Genomic DNA, 19,508 nt, shown 5'->3' on the forward strand with positions numbered 1-19,508 from the left:
CTCACCCTCCCGTCGCCAAGAGGCTCCTCCTCCCTCTCCCCGACGGGGAGAGGGAAAATCACGCCTCCCGCACCTCGACCAGCGGCACACTCGCCGCCACCCCAGCCAGAACGTAGCCCGCGCCACGCTCAACCGATCCTCGGCAAACCGAACCGGCACATCGAACGCAAACCCCGCCGTCACCAAAGCCCCGGCAAGCGGCGCCACATCCAGCACCACCCACCCCCAGTCTCCACGGAAAACGCCGAAGTCCCAGTGCCCCCCACAGCCACCGAAACGCTCCCCCAACCGGCCGAGTAATCCGCCGCTCCATCGCCCCGTACGACTTCACCAAGGCAAACCGCCGAGCCACCCCGTCGCCAACCCCGACGACCTCCCCGACCGCCTCAAAATCGAAAGGATCCCGCAACCGAAACCCCCGAGCCGCCCCCATCCGCGCCCGAAAGAACGCCAGCAGCACCCCGATATCCGCCTCGCTCCGAAGCCCCAGCCCCACGTCATACGACGTCCGCGCCTCGGCCCAAGCCGCATTCCGAGCCTCCCGCCCCCCGAACTCGTCAGGATCGCGGTCGAGAACCCAGGCGCCACCTCAGCCTCACGCCCCAGCTCGAGCGGAAACAGCACGTCATCGAACGCATCCACGGCATCCTCCTCCCCGATTGAACCGGCAGTATCGAAATGCACGAACCCATCCCGCATCACCTGCGGCAGCGCCCACAGGAACGTCTCCGCCACCCCCGCCCTCGCGCGACCTCCGCGGCAGCCTCGATCAGCCCCCACTGCACCGCCTGATCAGGCCGCAGCACGAACCCCGATAAATAATGCTGCCGATCCACCGGATACCCCAGTCGCGAGAACGCCACCGCCACGCCTTCGGCAGACGACGCCGAATCCCCCGCCGTCACCCAGTCATAATCCTCCAGCTGCAGCACATCGAACGCAGGGCTGGCCCACCCCACCGGCATGTTCGCCCGCTTCGCCTCGGGCGCGGCAGCATCCAGCACGGTCGGCAGATACGTCAACAGATGCGTCACGCACCCCGGCGCCTCCGCCTTCGCCGCCGCCACCAGCGCAGCAGTAGACGCCGCCAGACACACCCCCGCCGCATCCAGCGTCGCGATACGCGCGGGCGTCTTCATCCCCAGGATGCTCCCGATCGCCACCGGCGCGAACGCCGCCACCGCGCTCGCATCATAGATGCACGGCCGCCCATCGGGCATGATCCACCACCACGGCTCGCCGACCTGGAACTTCGGCGCCAATCCCGCCGCCACCGCGATCCCGATAAAAGCGCGCGCGACCGCCTGAAGATACCCCATCGCCCCGCCATGCGCCGGCGACAGCAACGTCGACGGCGGCTCCCACCCGGTCAGCGCCGGCGACCCATCGGCGGCCCGCTGCTTCCAGTCGTTCCAGCAATGCGCATCGAACAGCTCGTAACTCAGCGACCAGATCACGTCATAGCCAAGCGCCTTCGCCCGCCCCGCAAAGTCCCGGTGCCAAGCCGCACAGGCAACGTTCAAGACGCCCCCGCCGCCGAAACGTAAAACCCGCCGCCTGCCCCCTCGAGCCGGAAATAATGGCTCATCCCGACATAATGCGTGATGCTCCCCGATACCCCAGATGCAGCGCATTGCGCAGCAACCGCGCCGGCGTCAGGTTATAACTATCGTCATACCCGCCCGCGATCCGAACTCCGTGTTCCGGCACCACGGCATCGCCGATCGCCAGCACCGCCCCCGGCCCGTCGCAGACGAGATCGGTCCACTCAACCCACCCCTCGCGCGGCGCGCTCAGCGGCACGTCCGCCCCCGAATAGTCCGGCGGCACTACCGACACGAACATCCGGTCGATATCCCCCGCCCAGACCGGATCGCTATCCTCGGGCAGTTCATACCCGCCGACCATCGCCGCGAAATCGAGCGAGACCACCGCATCCTCCGGCGCCCCGACAGCATAATTCCACAACCGCACATACCAGGCCCGAGCCACCCCCGCCGCATCCCGCCCCTCGATCGTGAGTGTCGGACCATTGATCGCATCCAGCGCCATCACCCCCGAAGACCGCCACCGAAACCGCAGCCGACAGTCCCGAAAATCCCGAGACGTCTCATATTTGAGCAACGGATGGTCGAACCGATCGACCGCCTCCCAGATCAATCCCGCGAGATCGTCGGCCTTATAGAAAACCGCATCCACCCGCAGCGAAGCGGGACCGGTGGTCACTACGGACGCCATCATCGGCCGAGGAAAATCCACCGTCCAAAACCGAGGATCGAACCGCGAGACCAGCCCCTCGACCTGCACAGTCCGCCCCGAGCAAAGCCAATGCGCCATAGATGTTCTCCTACTGTCCCTCGCCCCTACGGGGAGAGGGAGGGGCCCGCGCGCCCTTGCGCGTGGGAGGGAGAGGAGTGAGGCACGGAACACCAATCCCAACCGCCCCTCACCCTCCCGTCGCCTACGGCTCCTCCTTCCTCTCTCCCCAAAGGGGCGAGGGACACCACTCACTCCACCGCGAGCGCCGCCTTCACCGCCCGCGCCACCTGCCGCCCAGACTGCGCCAACACCCCCGCAGCACTCCCCCCGGCAGCATTCACCGTGATCGCCACCCGAACCTCACGCACGCCCCCGGCGCACCCGTCTCGACCCGCCCGCTGGAAGTAGGCACGAACACCTCCGCCCCCGCTCCCCAACGACATAAGCCCGCCCCGGAGAAACCGGCCCGCCAGTCGCCCGCCCAGGCAACCCACCAACCAACCCGGCCAGCGCCCCACTCAAACCCCCACCACTCAACACAGACTGCACCCCAGCCTTCAACGCCGCCGAAGCAATCGCATCCAGCGCCGACAGCGCGACCCCCTTCAACTCCTCGAACCCCAATTTCCCAGACCGAACCGCCCGCAAAAGCCCCGCCTCGACGCGCAGCGACGCTCGCTCGGCCCCGCTCCCCAGCACGCTTTCCAGTTCCTCCCGCATCGCCGCGACATCACGCACGAACCCGGTCGTCCCCACGCGCACGCTCAGCAGCGCCGGCTCCAGATCGTCATCCATCAGGAAAAGCCCCCTCAACCGAGCGATCGTCGAAGCATCGGGAGGCGCTGTCACGTCCCCCACCAAAGCCCCAACAACCCCGCCAACTCCGCCGGCGTAGCCCGCCAGAACACCTCCGGCGCCCACCCCAACACCGCCCCCGCGAACCCCGCCAACCGCCCGGCGCTCTCGGAAAAAGTCACTTCCCCGCCAGAATCTGCCGCAACAGCACCCGCAACACCGGCGTCACCGCGGCGAGCCCCGCCTCGACGACAGCTTCCCCCAACCGCTCCCGAGTAACCCCCTCAGGGCACTCGCGCAGGCAATGCCAGAACAGCCCCACCATCTCCCCAATCCCAAGCTTCCCCTCCGCCGCCCGCTCGACGAGCGCAAACAAAGGCCCCAACTCCCCCTCAGCCGCGACCAAAGCCGCAAAGCTAGGCCGAAGAACAAGAGTCTCCCCCGACCCGAAGAGCACCCTCCCCCCGAACCGAATTCGCCAAATCACCCATGAGATGTCTCCAAAAATTCCCTCGCCCCTACGGGGAGAGGGGGGCCCGCGCGCCCTTGCGCGTGGGAGGGAGAGGGAGTGAGGCTAGGAACCGAAATCCCAACCACCCCTCACCCTCCCGTCGCGAGAGCTCCTCCTTCCCTCTCCCCGATGGGGCGAGGGAAAGCCGCTACCCCACAACAACAGCCCCAGAACTCTCCAGGCTAAGCGTATAAGACCGCTCCCCATTGAAATCCCCGGCGTAATCCAACCGAGAAACCAGGAACTTCCCCGTCATCGTATCCCCGCCCTCGAACGCCAGCCGATAATCATCGAGCACCCCGGTCAGCGCGCTAGCCTTCACCCGCAACTCCGCCACCGACCCGGTAAAGACGCCAGCCCCCGAAACCGAAACGCTCCGAACCCCGGCCCCCGAAAGCAACTGCCGCCACCCCCGGAATCCTTCGTCGTGACAACGATAGCCTCCCCATTCACCGACATCTGCGTAGTCCGCAGCCCCGCCACCGTCGCGTAAACAACAGGCGCCGCCCCGTTCCCCACCTTCAGCAGGAACGCACTCCCTTTTCCACCGCCATGTCAGCTCCTTTTCAAAGCGTGTTCCCCCGCGAAGGCGGGGCCAGTCTGGACTCCCGCCTTCGGGCACCCATCAAAGTATTACTTTGATGGGGAGGCCCTTCGCGGGAGAACAATCTTGTTCAGTTCCCGAACCGCTCAACTCTCCCGGTACATCCGCACCAGAAACTCGGACGTCCCGCGCCACCGATCCCCGACCCGCAGCACGCGAGACCGAACCAGCGCCAGCCGAACCACCCGCCACCCCTCGCCAAGATCAGGCGGCAGCGCCTCCAGCCCCTCCTCGGCAGCAGCCAGCAAGGAACGCACCCGAACCGGCCGCTCCCTCCATCGAACAGCGTCAGCAGAACGCGCCCCTCCCGCCCAACCCAGGTCTTCGTGCTCCAGTCCGACAGCACCGGCTCGTCGACCACCGCATAAGGCAGCCCACCCCGGACCGGCGGCGCATCGAACACGCTGACATCCAGCACCGCGTTCAACCGCGCCACGACCGCGGCCTGCAAGACCATCCGCCCACTCACGCCAAAGCTCCGGGGTGCACCCCGCGGACAACCGCATCCGGCGATACGGCCGCCAAAGCGCCGCCACCGCCGCCGGCGGCGCCACATCGCTCTCCCGGTGATCAAAGAGATGTGCGACCAACATCGCCACCCCCTGCGCGATCGGCGCCGGAACCGCCTCGAAGCTCAGCGCGATCCCAGCCGAATAAGCCACCGCCACCCGCCCGGCAGAACCCGCAGCCAGGATACGAACCCAACCAACCCCATCCGCATCGATATCGACCGCATAGGCCCCGACCGCCAAGACGAACGGAGCCCCCTCCACAGGCAACCCCGTAACCCCCGCAATCACGGTCACCGGCGCAACCATCAACCGCCGCCACCCCGCCGCACTGGTCACCACATCCTCGAACGGCCGCACGATCACCGCCGCCCCCAGAAAAGCCTCCCCAGTAGCAGCGCCGTCTGCGCCAACCGCGAGAGCACCAAATCCTCCCCGCTCTCCACCCGCAACAAAGCCCTCGCCGCGACGACCACCTCAGCGATCACCCCGGCAGAAATCGCCGACCCCGTCATTACGATGTCTCCTATTTTTCCCTCGCCCCTCCGGGGAGAGGAGAGCCCGCGCGCCCTTGCGCGTGGGAGGGAGAGGGGAGTTGGGACGAGCAACCCCCGCCCCAAACCCCTCCTCCCCCGTCGATCACGCCACCGAGAACTTCATCAGCTTGATAGCCTCGGAGTTCGTCACGCACCCACCGACCCGCTTGGTCGCGTAGAAGTTCACGAACGGCTTGTTCGAATACGGATCGCGCAGGATGCCCGTCTCGGTCCGCTCGGCGATGATGTACCCCGCGCGAAAATTCCCGAACGCGATCGCCAGCGCATTGGCGGCGATATCCGGCATGTCCTCGGCCTCCACCACCGGATAGCCGAGCAGCGTAGCCGGCACCCCAGCCGCCAGGCTCGGCGCCCAGACGAAAGCCCCATCCGTCGTCTTGAACTTCCGGATCCGCGCCAAGGTCGCCGCATTCATCACGAAGCTCGCCCCCTGCCGATACGGCCCGCGCAACGACTGGACGAGGTCGATCAACCGCTCCTGCGGGTTCGCCGAAAAGTCGCCCGCCGTCCCGCTAGCGAGATACTGCAAGGTCCCGAAAGCCCGCACGCCGTCGGCAGTCGCCGCAGTAGCCGAGGTCAGAAACCCCTTAGGCCGCGAAACCCCCGAGCCGGACACGAAAGCCGCCCCTCGGCCTTCGCAAACTCCATAGCGATCTCGCCCGCCAGCCACTCCTCGACATCGAACGCCGCATCGTCGAGCATCGCCTGGCTGGCCGAAGGATTGGCATACAGCTCCCCCGTAGGCGGCGCGATCTCCACGAACACCGGCGAAGCCGTCTCCGGCCGAGCCGCATTCTCCGCAGCCCACCCGGACGGCGTACCCCCGGTCGTCACCAGCTTCCGATACCCAGCCGACCCCACCTTCACGACATTGGCGATCGCCCGGATCGGCGACACCGCCTTCAGCAAAGTGTCGATCTGAGCATCGATCTCCCGCGGCACCGCAAACCCGCCAGAATCGCCCGTCACCCCGGTAAACGCCTTCATCTCCAACGTAGCGCCAGTCCGAACGAACCCCGCAAACGCCGCATTCACCCCGAGAGGAGCCGCCCCCTCCAAAACCGGCCGGTCAACAACACCCATGTCCATCTCCTCACAAGAAACAAAAAAAGGCGCCCCGCAGGACGCCTCGTGAAACTCAAAAACCCCTCTCCCCCCGGGGAGAGGGAGGGGCCCGCGCGCGCTTGCGTGTGGGAGGAGGGAGAGGGGCGAGAGGCTCGGAACGCCCGCGCCAACCGCCCTCACCCTTCCGTCGCAAGAGCTCCTCCCTCCCTCTCCGCAACAGGGAGAGGGACGATCTCCAGCCGAGCCAAAGCCTGCATCGGCACCGCCACCAGACTAACCTCCACCAGCTCCACAGAAAGCAACTCCCGCCGCACCCCCTGCCGCACAGACAAAGCCCGATACCCAACCGACAGCCCAGCCACCGCCCCACCCCGCACCAACCGAGCCAGCGCCAGATCCGCCACCACCCCCTCGACCCGCAACCCCCGCGCATCCTCTCGAACCGACGCGAGCAAACCAACCGCCCCCCACGATGCTGCCACAACAAAGGCACCACGCCCGCGCCTTGGAACGACCCCCGCCGCACCACATCCCCGCCCGATCGACGACGTCGAACACCGCCGCATACCCCGCGAACGCGACACTCACTTCAACCACGCAGCAAACCCCAGCTTAACCGCCAGCCCAGCCAGCATCAGTGCCATTGCCAACCGAGCGATCCACCCCACCACCGCCTTCCAGACCGACCGCTTCGCATCCCGCCACGCCGCCAACAGCTCGCGCAACTCCGCCACATCCTCCCGAGCCCGCTCGTCACTCAAAGCCACCCGCGCCAAAGCCCGAGCCGCCCCCAGCTCCCCCGCCTCCTCCACGATCGCCCGCAACGTCACGAGGTCCACCCCCGCTCAGCCCCCTGCCGCATCAACTGCGCCAAAACCGCCCCATCCATCACGCCACCTCCTGAATCTCGAGCAACGCCCGCTTCTCCGCATCGCTAAGAAACGAAGCCGCAGACACCATCCCCCAAAGCCGCTCCCGATCCTCGACCAGCGCCGGCACCCGATCGAGATCGACCGAAATCGCCGCCCCCTCGAACCAGCCAGAAAGCCCCTGAGCGATCCCCGTCAAAACCGAAGACGCGAGCGGCAAAACCCCCAGCCGCCACAGCGCCCGATTAGCCTCCCGGTAATTCGCATAGGAATTATCCCCTGGCAGCCCGAGCAGCATCGGCGGCACCCCGAACGCCAGCGCGATCTCCCGCGCCGCCGCCGCCTTCGTCCCAACGAAATCCATGTCGGCGGGCGACAAGCTCAACGCCTGCCACCGCAAGCCACCTTCAAGAAGCATCGGCCGCCCGGCATTCCCCGCCCCCGAGAACGACGCCTCCAGCTCCCCCGCAACCGCTCGAACTGCTCGGTCGACAACACCGCGCCGTCCTTCGGATCGTACATCAGCGCCCCCGAAGGCCGCGCGGCGTTATCCAGCAGAGCCTTGTTCCACCGCGCCGCCGCATTGTGGATCGCCACCGCGCCCGAAGCCGCCCCCAAACACCCCAGCCCATAATGGTCATCCACCGGATTGAAGCTCTTCAGATGGATCACCTCCGGCCGCACAGCATCCGCGTGCAGCCGAGTAACCCGCTCCCCGACCTCGATACCGATACGCGGCCGGCCACCCGCTGGCATCCGCCTCCACCGCCACCCGCTCGGGCCGAAGCGCAAACAACTCCGCCGCGCCCCCATCCACGTCGCGCAGCACCTGCACATACGCATTCCCATGCAACAGCATCTGCGCCGCCACCGTCTCGACCAGCGCCTGCCCCCGGACCGCGCCGTCACCAGTGCAACGAGCGCCGGATCCGAAGCCATCAAAGGCGCCGACCCAACGCATTCCACCACCAGCTTCACCGCCCGCTGGACGATCGCATTCCCCAGATACCCCGCCCGCACCTGCGCCTCATACGAGTACGGCACATCGCCAAAAGCCCCCTGAAACCCCGGCGCGCTCAACGCACGCGACAACACCGGCCGCGACTCATCGCGCCCGGATTTCCACCCGAACAATTTCATGGACGATCTCCTGAAAAATTCCCTCGCCCCTACGGGGAGAGGGAGGGGCCCGCGCGCCCTTGCGCGTGGGAGGAGAGGGGAGTGAGGCTAGGAACGCCAGCCCCAGCCACCCCTCACTCCTCCCGTCGCCTACGGCTCCTCCTTCCTCTCCCCAACGGGGAGAGGGGAAAACCCGCTACTTCCCCCTCGCTGGAAGGGAGGGGTCGGGGGTGGGTCGGCTTCCGCATATCCAGACGCCTGCGGCAAGAACGAACCAACCCTTCCCCAGCCCCTCCCTGCCAGGGAGGGGAGAAAATAGCCCGCTGCCTCTCCCCACGAGGAAGGGGAACAACCCTACAAAACCCGAACCGAAACCCGCGCCCTCGGCCCCAGCATCACCTCGGTCATAGCCCAAACCAGCGCATCAGCCCGATCCGGCGACCGTCCCGGCCCCTCATACCCCCTGCCCGCGATCAGCCCGCAAAGCTCGTCCTCCAGATCCGGAAACGCCCCCACATGCCAGGCCCGCCCGGACTCATACAAAGCCGCCACCGGCTCCGCTCGCGCGACCTTCCCGAGCGACGCATGCACCAGCTTCACCGGCATCGCCCGGTCCGCACCGGAGAGGACGCTCCCCACCATCTTCCCCCTGGTTGGCCTCCGCGATCACCCGGTCCGCGCCATGCCGCTCGGCACACTCGGCAACTGCCCGAGCCCACCCCTCCGGACTGGCCCCCGACACGCTCGCGTCCTCCAACACATACGCAAACCCGTCGATCCCGAGCGCCACCACCACGATCCCGCAGGCATCCCCCGGCCCCCGGAAACACTTCCGGCCGGCGGATCCACCCCCACCACGACCCGCGTCACCGCCGGCGCAAAAGCCACCCGCCGAGACTCCACCAGTTCCCGCGTCCACAAAGCGCCAGCGACATCCTCGATCAGCTCGCCATCCAGCTCCTGCCGCCCCAGCCGCGTCCCCGCATAGGTCGCGGTCACCGCCTCCACGAAGCTCGCCGGCAGATGCACGTTATCGGCAGTCCGCCCCTGCGACCGCACCACCCCCGGCAACGCCAATATCCGCCGCAGCAGCGCCACCGGCCGCGGCGTCGTCGTCACCACGATCCGCGGCAGATCGCCCAGCCGCAGCCCCATCATCAGATTGTCCCATGTCGCATCCCCGTTGCGCCACTTGGCCACCTCGTCGCACCACGCCGCCAGATGCTCCGGCCCGCGCAAAGCCTCGGGCGCCTCCGCCGAATAGGCGAACGCCAACGCCCCGTTCGCAAACCGCAGCTCGCCCGAGCCAGCCCGCCACACCAGATCCTCGTCATCGCGCGCGACGGCGAGCAACCCGCTCTCCCCTCGATCATCACCCGCCGCACGTCCTCGATGGTCGCCCCGACCAGCGCGATCCGAGCGCCAGGATTGTCCCGCGCCACCTGACTGACCCACTCCGCCCCCGCGCGCGTCTTCCCGAACCCGCGCCCCGCCAGGATCACCCAGATCCGCCAGTCGTCCGCCGCCGCTCCCGAACCCGCCCCCGCTGCACCCGCACCCGCACCCGTCTTCAGATGCTGCCCAGGATGCGCCCACACCTCCCACCGATCATGCAGCTCATGCTGCTCGGCCGCGGTCAGCATCCCGACCAGCCGTGCCCGTCGTGCCGCGGGCAACGCCGCGAGCTCCGCGATCACATCCCGGCCATTCCCGGCCCGACCACTCCCCGCCCGACCACTCCCCGCCCGACCACTCCCCGCCCGACCACTCCCGGTAACGCCTTCACCCTCTGTCCCGCATACCGCTTCAGGCGCACGACCGTCTCGAATTGCTCCTCGAATCCTCCAGAGCCAAGCGGTCGGTTTCATCGGCCACGCTACGCACTCCTCGCCAGACCGGTCATCGCTCATGCTGCGCGCCATTCGTCAGGATCATCCCAGCGCCGGCTCCAGCCCCAGCACCAGCCCCGGCTCCGTTCCCGTCATCACCAACCACGCCGCCCAGGACGATCACCGCCGGCGCCGCCACCAGCCGCTTGGCCAAGGCATCCAGTTTCTTTGCGATCGAAGCATTGGTCTCCTCGACGGTCGCGCGCCGCCGATGCGATTTCGGTCGTTTCCCGCCCTTCGCCTGCGCGGTGCGAAACCGACCCAGCATCGCCAGCGCAACCTGCACCGCCTGCATGCTCGCCAGCCGCACGACACCCGTATCCGGCACCGAAATGCCCCCAAGATCGCTGCCGGAATCGATGGCGCCGTCGCTGGCAGCCTCGCAAGCCAAGTCCCCGGCGACACGCGTGTCACCGTCGGACGTCTCAGCCACGAAATCTCCGCTCAGCCCGGCGATCGCCGCGGCGAGCAACACCTCCTCGAGCCGATCATACCCGTCGGCCAGCGCCGCCGCCCACGCCGCTGCAAAGGCGGGATCGCGGAGCCTCAGCGCATACGCGGTCCCAAACCCCATGCCGACAGCCGCAGCGGCGGCCCTGACGTTGCAGCTCGTTCCCAGTACGCCCAGGAATTGCGCCCGCCGCGCCTTGGTCCACCTGTCGAAGCGCGGCGCGCGCACCTGAATACTCCGGTTCTTGCACGTGCCGATTATAGTCGCGCCACGCCCAACCGGCGGGACACAAGCATGTGTATCGGCAATCGCCCCCGTCTTCCGAAAGCTCACCATCCCGCGCCCCCGCCCCTTTGAACCAAACATGCGAACCAAACATGCGAACCAAACCGCCAGAACGCGAAAAGGCCGGCGACACCCGAGGCTCCCACCCCGACCGTCCCGGCCTCTCTCCCCCGAGCCAATAGCCCGACCCGCAATTCTTCAGCGTTCCTGTTATGTACCAAACGAGCGTGACGATGTCAAGCGGCTTAACCGATCTGGTTACACCGATATCGCGAAGCCGGACAGCAATCCCGTTTCCCCGCGAAGGCGGGGACCCAGTCTGGGCTCCCGCCTTCGCGGGAGAACAAGAGGATGCCAGCGATCATCGCACTCGCAGACCTAGCCGTCAGATCCTCGGGTGGTCACAACGCGCGAAATTGCTCGCCTCGCTGCTGGAGCTCGAACACCCCCGGCCGCACGTCGCGAGCCAAACCGACCATCCGATCCCACACACTCAAGATGCGCGCGGCCTTCTTGGGCAACGGCAACTCCATCACTGCCGCGCGCGGAAAGAAACCAACCAGGCGGGACCGGAAGAACAACTCCCGCTGGGGACGCCGTCGCGCGATATTGAGATCGCCGGACAGCACCACCCAATCTCCCTCGACACCGAGAGCGGGTATCCATTCTTCGTCGAGAAGGTGCGTATCGCCGTATTTATCCCGGTGGCAGACGACCTCGTGATCACCCTGAAACAACGCTGCCAATCCCCGCGCGAGCCGCGGTGGAAGATTGTTGTCGATGAAAAGTTTCAAGCCGCCTTACGCAGCTGGAGATCGCTTTCGAACCTGAGCGCATCGCGGATTGCACGGACGGGTAGATCGTACAGCTTGGCAACCCGTTCTACCGATCCTTCGGCCTTCAATTCCTGCACGACGCGAGCCGTCAGCAGTCCGGATGCCGCCACGATAGGCTGCCCGAACGAACGCTCGGGATCGGCGACGATCGTGCGCTTCCCCGGAACCAACCACCACCTCTCGGCAGCATCGGACCCGAAATCCAAGTCGGACAGCGACGGCATCACGACGTCGCGGAATACCCGTTGTCTCGCCTTCAGGTCGTACATCGCGGGATCTTGAACCCCGTCCGTAATGTCGAGAAACAGCCTGCGCCCGTCAGTTTTGAACGCACGCGTCGAAAAAGGCCGTTCGTCGCCGAGCAGATCGCGCGCCGCGGTGATGCAGGCGCGAATGGTCGGCAAACCAAAATGCGCTTTGGTCAGCGCGGCAACGATCCGCGCTTCAACCAGGTCGCGAAAACCCAGCAGTTGGCCATCCGCCTCGACGTCGTACTGCGGCTGCCAGAGTGGCGGCTGCATGCCGCCTCCGCCGTCATGGCCGCCATCATAGTCATAGCCGTACAGCCAGCGCCGGAGCCGCGACGCTGTCATTCCGATCAGGCGTGCAGCTTCAGGGATCGTGTACGCCCCGATTCCATAGTGAGCCGCTGTCATTTTAATTCGCCCGTCAATCGCCGCGCATTCGTCCCCGTGCCATGCAAATGCTCATACATCGCGGAGGTCCGCAATGGACTATCGCAAGACAGTCCCCAGCGCAGGGCGTTCCCTCCAGAAGACGAAAACACGCGACGATGACGGTGTGAGGAGCCCCCTCACCGAGTAGGCACAGGCTCCGCCCCCGAATAATCATAAAACCCGCGCCCGGTCTTCCGCCCGAACCACCCGGCCTCGACATACTTCACCAGCACCGGCGCCGGCCGAAACTTCGGATCGCCGGTCCCCTCGAACAGCACGCGCGTAATCTCCAGGCACGTATCGAGCCCGATGAAATCCGCCAGCGTCAGCGGCCCCATCGGATGGTTCAGCCCGAGCTGGCACGCGAGATCGATGTCGCGCACGCTCGCCACGCCTTCGCCGAGCGCGAAGCACGCCTCGTTGATCATCGGCATCAGCACGCGGTTGACGATGAAGCCCGGCGCGTCGTTCGCATGCACCACCTGCTTACCGAGCTTTTCCGCAAACGCCTCGACCGCCGCCACCGTCGCGTCCGAGGTCGCCAGACCGCGGATCAGCTCGATCGGCCGCATCACCGGCACCGGATTGAAGAAATGCACGCCCATGAACCGCGCCGGATCGGGCGCCGCCTGCGCCAGCCGCGTGATCGGGATCGACGACGTGTTCGACGCCAGGATCGCATCCGGCCCCAGCACCTTGCCGACCTCGGCGAAGATCGCGCGCTTGACGCCCTCGCGCTCGGTCGCCGCCTCGACGACGATCGCACAGTCGCCCATGTCCGCCACACTCGCGACCGGCTCGATCAGCGCCAGCGCCGCATCGCGCGCCTCACCCGCGATCTTCTCCTTCTCGACCAGCCGGCCGAGCGCCTTGACGATCCCCGCCTTGCCTTTCTCGGCCGTCTCCAGCGACACGTCGGCCAGCAGCACCCGGTACCCCGCCTGCGCCGAAACCTGCGCGATCCCCGCGCCCATCTGGCCTGCACCAATCACACCGATCGTCTGCACATCTCTCTCCTAAAATCGTTGCCCCTCCCTAGCCGCTTTTCCCCGCGCTGCCAGCGCGCTAGGCTGCAATCATGCTGTGCAAACCGATCTTTTCCGCCCTCGCGCCCCTCCTGGCGCCCCTCGTCATGCTGCCGCTCACGACGGCCTGTTCGCCAAGCCAGCCCGCGCCGCAGCCCAAGGCCGACTCCGCCCTCGAGGCCAAGACCGAGCCCGCCCTCGTCGCCCCGACCACACCGCAGCCGACCCCCACGACCGACACGCACGCGCCGCCCAAGCCAGGCGCCACGAAGACCTTCACCGACTGGACCGTAGGCTGCGACAACGGCTTACGCTGCACGCTCGGCTCGCTCCTCCCCGACGCGAGCATCGGCGAGGACACGATCACGCTCAACCTCACCCGAGAGCCCGGCCCGGTCGCGAACGGCGGCGGCAAGGTCTCGCTGGCAATCGAGACCCGCAACGACCAGGCCGCCACCAAGCGCCCGCCCGCCAGCTTCACCGTCGACGGCAAACCCATAGCCCTGCGCGACGCCGCCGCCCTCGCCGCCGCGATCGCCAACGCCCAGTCGCTGAAGATCCTCGACGCGAACGGCGCCACGCTCGCCACCGTCTCGCTGAAGGGCGCCGCCGCCGCCCTCCGCTACATCGACGCGCAACAGGGTCGCGCGGGCAGCACCGACGCGATCGTCGCCAAGGGCCCTGCCCGCGCGCGCGCCGACCCCAGCCCTCCCCGTCATCGCCGCAGTCGCGCCATCGGGCAGCGCCGCAAAACTCACCGCCGCGCAGGTCGCGACGATGCGCAAACGCGGCTCCTGCGATCTCGGTGGCTTCCCCGATGGCGCCGACCCGACGCAGTTCGCCCCCGAAGTCCACGCGCTGGGCGGCGGCAAGTCGCTCGCGATCCTCCCCTGCTCGACCGGCGCGTACAACCTGATCGGCGCGCTCTTCATCATCGACGGCGCCACGATCACGCCGGCCCAGACCGACGCCCCCTCCGGCTTCGAGGAAACCGGCGCCGACTCCGGCACGCGGGTGAAGAGCGTCGTGAACGGCGCGTTCAAGAACCGCATCCTGACCAGCTACGCCAAGGGCCGCGGCCTGGGCGACTGCGGCGTGATCCAGAGCTTCGTCTGGGACGGCACCCGCCTGCGCCTGTCCGAACAATCCGAAATGGGCGAATGCCGCGGCAACATCGACTACATCACCACGTGGCGAACGAAGGTAACCCGATAACCCCTCCCCTTCAGGGGAGGGTCGGGGTGGGGCATAGCCAAACAAGGCCCGCCCGCTCGCACGACGAGCCCGGCAACGGCCCCGCCCGATCAGAAACCCCACCGCGAGCGCGGTCTCTTGCCTCCAGCACGACGGCAACGGCTCGAATGGGAGGGGAAGCGATCGTTCCGGATCCGTCAGTAGACGGTCGACATGTCCTGCTCCGGCGGCTTCGGAGGCTTTGGCGGGCGGAGACCGGCGGCACGATAGTCGGCAGCTACCGGCTTGAGATTAAGGGCAGCTTGGTAGCAGCCCTCCAGCGGCTGATCGGCGAGCCCCGCCGCTTCCCAAAATTTTTGCCCGGCTGCGGTTGAGAGAGATTTTCGGATCTCGGCAATCTCAGCAGGCGACAGCCGGCGCGCTATCCCATCCATCGCACATGTCGCAACCGCAGCGTCCACCTGGCTCCGGTTCGCGGGCACACGGCGGGCGATCAGCGGCTTCAATCGGTCGTATGCAGCCAGATAGACCTTGGTCACCGACAGCCTCGGGCTCGGCTGCATGCCAATCTGATACAGTGCCTGCCGCGTTGCTTCCCCCACGGCGCTTTCGATCGCCAGCTGCTGCGAAGCTTCTGCCGGTGGATGGTCCGACCACAGCAGGACGGCCGCCGCAAGGCTATCGGCTGGCGGTGATGGCACGGGTGGGGCCGACGAGACCTGCATAAGAGCGGCGAGTAGCTGGAGCATTCGCCTTTCGTGCCATACCCGAGCGAATGTCTGCAACTGGCGATACCGACATTACGCCGATTGCCGGCAAGACTGAGCCCCCCAACTCAGGGCGCCGGCCGCTCCACCTGAGCCTCGGCCAGATACACCCCGAACAGCCCCTCGGGGTCGGTCCACGCCGCCACCGGCGTCCACCCCCGACCGCAACAGGATCCGCGCATCCCGCTCGCCATATTTATGCGAGTTTTCCGTATGAATAGAGTCACTTGCAGACATTTCGAATGTCCGCCCGTCCACGCTAAACGCAACGTCGCGAGTCGCCTCGAGATGCATCTCGACCCGCGCACGATCGTCGTTCCACACCGCCTTGTGCCGGAACGCCTCGACCGGGATATCGCCGCCCAGTTCCCGATTGATCCGCTCGAGCAGGTTCAGGTTGAACGCCGCCGTCACGCCCTGCGCATCGTCATACGCCGGCACCAGCACGTCCTCGCTTTTGATCCGGTCCATCCCGATCAACAGCATCGCGCCCACGCCGAGCGACGCCCGCATCGCGCGCAACAGGTCGACCGCCATCAACGGGATCATGTTGCCGATCGTCGATCCCGGAAAAACCCCAGCTTCGGCGTATCCGCGATCGTCTTCGGCAGACTCAGCGGCCGCATGAAATCGGCCTCGAACGGCAGCACCAGCAGATCAGGAAACTGCTCGCCCAGCACCTTCGACGATTCCCGCAGGAAATCGCCCGAGATGTCGATCGGCACATAGACCGACGGCGCAACCGCATCGAGCAAGATCGGCGTCTTGGTCGACGAGCCGGAGCCGAACTCGACCACCGCACGGCCCTCGCCGGCGATCCTGGCGACCTCCGGACACACGGTCTCCAGGATCGAGCGCTCGGTCCGCGTCGGGTAATATTCGGGCAGGTCGGTGATCTTCTCGAACAGTTCCGAGCCGCGCCGGTCATAGAACCACCGTGCCGGGATCGCCCGCGGCACCCGCGCGAGCCCGTCCAGCACGTCCGCACGGAATTGCGGGTCGGCGAGCGTCTGCTGGCCGTCCTCGATCTCAGGCTTCAACATCAGATATCTTTCGCGAGGCGCACGCCGGTGAACTGCCACCGTTGGTGCGGATAGAAGAAATTGCGGTAGCTCGCGCGCACGTGACCGCGCGGCGTCGCGCAGCTGCCGCCACGCAAGATGAACTGCGAACTCATGAACTTGCCGTTATACTCGCCGACCGCGCCGTCGACCTTCGCGAACTTCGGATAGGGCGATACGCGCTGCCGGTCCATTCCCAGACATCGCCGAAGAACGCCGGGCCGCCCGGCGAAGGCCGCGGTTCGACCGGACCCGCGACGTCCATCTGGTTGCCACCGGAGGCGTCGTGCGAAGCCGCGGCCGCCTCCCATTCGAATTCGGTCGGCAACCGCGCCCCGGCCCAACTCGCATAGGCATCCGCCTCGAAGAAGCTGACATGCGTCACCGGGGCGGCCGGATCGATCGCGCGGCGACCGTCGAGCCCGAACCGGGTCCAGCCGCTCCCAGACTCGCCATCGCGCTCTTCCCAATAGAGCGGCGCGACGACCCCTTCCGCCTTCACCCAGGCCCAGCCATCGGCCAGCCAATGCCGGGCATCGCGGTAACCGCCATCGGCGATGAATGCGGCCCATTCGCCATTGGTCACGGTCCGGTCGGCGATCGCGTGCGGCGACAGCAACGCAGCATGACGCGGTCCTCACAATCGAACGCAAAGCCGTCACCGTCATAACCGATCTCGACGATCTCGCTGCCGCGCTCGATCCAGCCGATCGGACCCGGCATCGCCACCGGAATTTTGCGCGCTGCCGGCCACATCGCCGGCTCGAGCGGATTCTCCGAAAACATGTGGAGGATATCGGTCACCAGCAATTCCTGGTGCTGTTCCTCGTGATGGCAACCGAGCGCCACCAGCGCCTGCGCATCCTCGGACAAGCTCGGCAGCGCGTCGATCAGCGCCGCATCGACATGCGCGCGATACGCCCGCACCTCGTCGAGCGACGGCCGCGTCACCATCCCGCGCCGATCGCGCGCATGGCGACGCCCTTCGGCCTCGTAATAGCTGTTGAACAGGAACGGGAACCGCTCGTCGTGCAGCGCATAGCCTGCGACATGATCGCGCAGGACGAACGTTTCGAAGAACCACGTCGTGTGCGCCATGTGCCATTTGGTCGGCGATGCGTCGGCCATCGACTGCACCGTCGCATCGGCATCCGATAGCGGCGCGGCGAGTGCGAGCGTCAAATCGCGAACCGCGGCAAACCGCTGGGCTAGAGGTGAGGTCTCCGGCGCCGTGGCGCGATCGGGACGGACGGACTCGGCATCGATCTCTCCTCAGTTCTACGTCGACCGATGCGACGTTGGAACGCGAGCGACGATACGCGCCTAGCCGCGCGTAGCCCCTGGTCGCCATAGAACGTCGCCGGCCCCGTTTTGGTTCACCGCCCGCGACGCCACGAACAGGAAATCCGATAACCGGTTAACATACGCTAATGCGGCCGGATTAAGCCGCTGCGTCTCGCTCGCGCCAACCGCGGATCGCTCCGCCCGCCGGCTGATCGCCCGCGCCAGGTGCAGCGCGGCGGCTTCGGCGGAACCGCCCGGCAGGATGAAACTCCGCAACGCGGCGAGGTGCGCATTCATCGCGTCGATCTCGCGCTCCAGCCGCTCGACCTGCGAGGGCACGATCCGCAACACCATCTCCGACGGCGTAAAATCGTCCGCGCCGGCTTCGTCCGCGCCGGCGGGTGTGGCCAGGTCCGCGCCGAGATCGAACAGGTCGTTCTGAATCCGCGTCAGCGCCGCCGCTATCGGCTGGTCGCCGAGCGCGATCACCGCGAGGCCGATCGCCGAGTTCGCCTCGTCGACATCGCCGATCGCCTGCATCAGCGCGCTCGACTTCGAGACGCGCGACCCGTCGACCAGCCCGGTCGTGCCGTCGTCACCCGTCCGCGTGTAAATCTTGTTCAGCTTGACCATGAGTATTCCAGATTGAAGCGCGTCAAAGCCCCGTCGTCCCCCGCCAACCCGTCACCCCAGCGAAAGCTGGGGTATCCTCGTGGCTCGCTACGACTGCTACAACCTCGATCCTCCCCGCCAGGGGAGGTGGCGCCGAAGGTGACGGAGGGAGAGGACACGGAACGCTGAGCTTCCTTACTCTCCCCTCCGTCTGGCAAGAGCCAGCCACCTCCCTGGCGGGGGAGGATCGAAGGTAACGTTCGCCCCCTAAGTCCGCCCCGCCGCGAACAGGATGACGACCACGATCAGGATCGCCAGCGCCTGGAAGAAGATACGCTGCTGCATCATCCGATTCGATTTCAGCGACGCGGCACTCGGCCCGTTCCCATCGCGGACCTGCGCGCTGCCCTCCTGCAGGAACGACACGACGCCCCGCACCAGAGCCACGACGGTCGCGATCATCGCCGCGATCAGGAGGATGACGAGGAATGTGTTCATGATCCGAATGTAAGCGCGCACCGGCAGGGTAGCAATGGCGTACCCGAAGCCGGAAAATGACCCATGTTGCCGATAAGCAATGTTGCGGACTGCCGCGCGGGTAGCGCACATGGCGCATGCTCTATCTCGCGCTCAAGGCCCTGATTTCCGGTATCCTGATTGCCGCCGCGTCGGAACTGGCGAAGCGCTATCCCGGTTTCGGTGCGCTCGTGGCGTCGCTGCCGTTGGTTTCGGTGCTCGGCATGATCTGGCTCTGGCACGACAAACCCGATCCGCGGACGATGGCCGCGCACGCCGGCGCGACCTTCTGGTACGTGCTGCCGTCGCTGCCGATGTTCCTGCTGATCCCCGCGCTGTTGCGACACAGTGTACCCTTCTGGATGTCGCTGGTGGCGGGGTGCATACTGACGATCGCATTGTACGCAGCAATGACCTGGGCCGCACCGAGACTGGGGATCGAGCTATAGCGGCGCGCACCTCCTCGAGCAGCGCCACCACCCAGCAGAAATACCACCCCGGCGAAGGCCGGGGCCCAGTTGGGAAACGTTGCTAACTGAGGGACGCGCCTCGTTACTACGACCTTCCAACTGGGCCCCGGCCTTCGCCGGGGTGGTGGCATTCTAAGGGCGTCACACCTCCTC

The 19,508-nt window shown here is 66.8% G+C and carries 12 protein-coding genes and 12 pseudogenes; 3 read left to right on the plus strand and 21 right to left on the minus strand.

Going from position 1 to position 19,508, the window contains the following annotated elements:
* Positions 1-58: 58 nt before the first annotated feature.
* The 10 genes and pseudogenes from AC0IX7_RS13745 to AC0IX7_RS13790 form a co-directional block, all read right to left on the minus strand.
* Positions 59-2,337 (minus strand): annotated as a pseudogene (locus tag AC0IX7_RS13745) (DUF2460 domain-containing protein).
* A 170-nt stretch (positions 2,338-2,507) separates the two neighbouring features.
* Positions 2,508-3,054: pseudogene (locus AC0IX7_RS13750) on the minus strand (tail tape measure protein).
* 50 nt (positions 3,055-3,104) lie between these two features.
* Positions 3,105-3,236, minus strand: a complete 132-nt coding sequence (locus tag AC0IX7_RS13755) for a phage tail assembly chaperone (protein WP_471812380.1) — start codon at positions 3,234-3,236, stop codon at positions 3,105-3,107.
* A pseudogene (locus AC0IX7_RS13760) lies at positions 3,233-3,545 on the minus strand (gene transfer agent family protein). The gene AC0IX7_RS13755 and the pseudogene AC0IX7_RS13760 overlap by 4 nt, the downstream one beginning before the upstream one ends.
* Before the next feature lie 168 nt (positions 3,546-3,713).
* Positions 3,714-4,096, minus strand: a pseudogene (locus AC0IX7_RS13765) (phage tail tube protein); the annotation flags it as partial.
* A gap of 143 nt (positions 4,097-4,239) precedes the next feature.
* Complete coding sequence (locus tag AC0IX7_RS13770) at positions 4,240-4,638, minus strand: gp17 family tail completion protein (RefSeq protein ID WP_471812382.1); 399 nt, start codon at positions 4,636-4,638, stop codon at positions 4,240-4,242.
* A 679-nt stretch (positions 4,639-5,317) separates the two neighbouring features.
* Positions 5,318-6,318: pseudogene (locus AC0IX7_RS13775) on the minus strand (phage major capsid protein).
* Positions 6,319-6,476: 158 nt separating this feature from the next.
* A pseudogene (locus AC0IX7_RS13780) lies at positions 6,477-6,888 on the minus strand (HK97 family phage prohead protease).
* A pseudogene (locus tag AC0IX7_RS13785) lies at positions 6,885-7,189 on the minus strand (DUF6127 family protein). The pseudogenes AC0IX7_RS13780 and AC0IX7_RS13785 overlap by 4 nt, the downstream one beginning before the upstream one ends.
* Positions 7,189-8,108 (minus strand): annotated as a pseudogene (locus AC0IX7_RS13790) (phage portal protein). The pseudogenes AC0IX7_RS13785 and AC0IX7_RS13790 overlap by 1 nt, the downstream one beginning before the upstream one ends.
* Here AC0IX7_RS13790 and AC0IX7_RS13795 point away from each other — a divergent pair.
* Positions 8,017-8,232: a hypothetical protein gene (locus tag AC0IX7_RS13795; RefSeq protein ID WP_471813994.1), complete on the plus strand. Its 216-nt coding sequence runs from the start codon at positions 8,017-8,019 to the stop codon at positions 8,230-8,232. The pseudogene AC0IX7_RS13790 and the gene AC0IX7_RS13795 sit on opposite strands and share 92 nt — an antisense overlap.
* A 410-nt stretch (positions 8,233-8,642) precedes the next feature.
* On the opposite strand, the pseudogene AC0IX7_RS13800 reads toward AC0IX7_RS13795, so the two are convergent.
* The 6 genes and pseudogenes from AC0IX7_RS13800 to AC0IX7_RS13825 form a co-directional block, all read right to left on the minus strand.
* Positions 8,643-9,048 (minus strand): annotated as a pseudogene (locus AC0IX7_RS13800) (phage terminase large subunit family protein).
* Positions 8,955-9,641: a terminase large subunit domain-containing protein gene (locus AC0IX7_RS13805; RefSeq protein ID WP_471812383.1), complete on the minus strand. Its 687-nt coding sequence runs from the start codon at positions 9,639-9,641 to the stop codon at positions 8,955-8,957. The pseudogene AC0IX7_RS13800 and the gene AC0IX7_RS13805 overlap by 94 nt, the downstream one beginning before the upstream one ends.
* Positions 9,642-10,187: 546 nt before the next feature.
* A complete protein-coding gene (locus AC0IX7_RS13810) occupies positions 10,188-10,856 on the minus strand; it encodes a hypothetical protein (RefSeq protein WP_471812384.1) in 669 nt (222 codons plus the stop codon).
* A 458-nt stretch (positions 10,857-11,314) separates the two neighbouring features.
* The gene (locus tag AC0IX7_RS13815; RefSeq protein ID WP_471812385.1) at positions 11,315-11,707 is read right to left on the minus strand and encodes a PIN-like domain-containing protein; all 393 of its coding nucleotides are present in this window, start codon (positions 11,705-11,707) and stop codon (positions 11,315-11,317) included.
* Positions 11,704-12,342, minus strand: a complete 639-nt coding sequence (locus AC0IX7_RS13820; protein ID WP_471812387.1) for a DUF433 domain-containing protein — start codon at positions 12,340-12,342, stop codon at positions 11,704-11,706. Before AC0IX7_RS13820 ends, AC0IX7_RS13815 begins: the two co-directional genes overlap by 4 nt.
* Before the next feature lie 221 nt (positions 12,343-12,563).
* Entirely contained in the window at positions 12,564-13,433 is an 870-nt protein-coding gene (locus AC0IX7_RS13825) for a 3-hydroxyacyl-CoA dehydrogenase NAD-binding domain-containing protein (RefSeq protein WP_471812389.1), read from the minus strand.
* A 125-nt stretch (positions 13,434-13,558) separates the two neighbouring features.
* Here AC0IX7_RS13825 and AC0IX7_RS13830 point away from each other — a divergent pair.
* Positions 13,559-14,666, plus strand: a pseudogene (locus AC0IX7_RS13830) (DUF1176 domain-containing protein).
* Positions 14,667-14,842: 176 nt separating this feature from the next.
* On the opposite strand, the gene AC0IX7_RS13835 reads toward AC0IX7_RS13830, so the two are convergent.
* The 5 genes and pseudogenes from AC0IX7_RS13835 to AC0IX7_RS13855 all read right to left on the minus strand — a co-directional run bounded on the left by AC0IX7_RS13835 (position 14,843) and on the right by AC0IX7_RS13855 (position 18,867).
* The gene (locus AC0IX7_RS13835; RefSeq protein ID WP_471812390.1) at positions 14,843-15,394 is read right to left on the minus strand and encodes a hypothetical protein; all 552 of its coding nucleotides are present in this window, start codon (positions 15,392-15,394) and stop codon (positions 14,843-14,845) included.
* An 86-nt stretch (positions 15,395-15,480) separates the two neighbouring features.
* Positions 15,481-16,455, minus strand: a pseudogene (egtD, locus tag AC0IX7_RS13840) (L-histidine N(alpha)-methyltransferase).
* Positions 16,455-17,655: pseudogene (egtB, locus tag AC0IX7_RS13845) on the minus strand (ergothioneine biosynthesis protein EgtB). Before egtB ends, egtD begins: the two co-directional pseudogenes overlap by 1 nt.
* 141 nt (positions 17,656-17,796) lie before the next feature.
* Entirely contained in the window at positions 17,797-18,390 is a 594-nt protein-coding gene (locus tag AC0IX7_RS13850; RefSeq protein ID WP_471812392.1) for a cob(I)yrinic acid a,c-diamide adenosyltransferase, read from the minus strand.
* Between the two features lie 246 nt (positions 18,391-18,636).
* Complete coding sequence (locus tag AC0IX7_RS13855) at positions 18,637-18,867, minus strand: twin transmembrane helix small protein (RefSeq protein WP_056418893.1); 231 nt, start codon at positions 18,865-18,867, stop codon at positions 18,637-18,639.
* Positions 18,868-18,983: 116 nt separating this feature from the next.
* Between AC0IX7_RS13855 and AC0IX7_RS13860 the strand changes: the two genes are divergently transcribed.
* Positions 18,984-19,334: a DUF3147 family protein gene (locus AC0IX7_RS13860; protein ID WP_471812393.1), complete on the plus strand. Its 351-nt coding sequence runs from the start codon at positions 18,984-18,986 to the stop codon at positions 19,332-19,334.
* Positions 19,335-19,508: the final 174 nt, after the last annotated feature.

Source organism: Sphingomonas sp. AC411 (genome assembly GCF_979253035.1).

Coding starts and splice junctions, on each gene's coding strand:
- AC0IX7_RS13855 (WP_056418893.1), bottom strand. CDS start 18,867: ATGAACACATTCCTCGTCATCCTCCTGATCGCGGCGATGATCGCGACC.
- AC0IX7_RS13860 (WP_471812393.1), top strand. CDS start 18,984: ATGCTCTATCTCGCGCTCAAGGCCCTGATTTCCGGTATCCTGATTGCC.
- AC0IX7_RS13850 (WP_471812392.1), bottom strand. CDS start 18,390: ATGGTCAAGCTGAACAAGATTTACACGCGGACGGGTGACGACGGCACG.
- AC0IX7_RS13795 (WP_471813994.1), top strand. CDS start 8,017: ATGCAACAGCATCTGCGCCGCCACCGTCTCGACCAGCGCCTGCCCCCG.
- AC0IX7_RS13835 (WP_471812390.1), bottom strand. CDS start 15,394: ATGCTCCAGCTACTCGCCGCTCTTATGCAGGTCTCGTCGGCCCCACCC.
- AC0IX7_RS13820 (WP_471812387.1), bottom strand. CDS start 12,342: ATGACAGCGTCGCGGCTCCGGCGCTGGCTGTACGGCTATGACTATGAT.